The 556-nt window shown below is 31.5% G+C and carries 1 pseudogene; it reads left to right on the top strand.

Going from position 1 to position 556, the window contains the following annotated elements:
- Positions 1-335 (top strand): annotated as a pseudogene (locus tag FC98_RS14950) (hypothetical protein); the annotation flags it as partial.
- Between the last annotated feature and the right edge of the window lie 221 nt (positions 336-556).

The following is a 556-nucleotide window of genomic DNA, read 5'->3' on the forward strand; positions in this document are numbered from 1 at the left end:
AAAACCTGTCTCAAATATTGACTTCAATCCAAACCTACTACTTTAACGCAGATGGTAAGCAAGTAAAGGGAAACATTGTAAGAGAATCCAATGGCAAAACAAATTATTATGAAGGAAAAAACGGAACAATGTTAAAGAATGATTTTGGCAAACTTCCGAATGGATCATGGGTATATCTTAATAATAATGGAGACGCTGTCACTGGTGAGCAAACAATACGAGGAAAAAAGATGTGCTTTATGTCTGATGGAATTCAGGTTAAAGGTAAGTCAGCGTTGGGAAATGATGGCAAATATCATTATTATGATGCCAATTCGGGAATAAGATTATCTTAATTCGAGAATCATTTTTATTAAAATCATTCATATTTCAATAAACGTTATATTTTCAAAAACAGAGACTAAGAGTCATGTTCATCACATGATTCTTAGTCTCTTGGTGTTCTAATACTGATATTTGGAAAAAGTACTAATTTTTTATCATAATTGGTTATCCAAGCAACATTAGTGCTAACAGTTTAACCAGACTACTTTAAATATGCCAATATTGAATATTC

This window comes from Lentilactobacillus kisonensis DSM 19906 = JCM 15041 (assembly GCF_001434135.1).
Taxonomy (GTDB): Bacteria; Bacillota; Bacilli; order Lactobacillales; family Lactobacillaceae; genus Lentilactobacillus; species Lentilactobacillus kisonensis.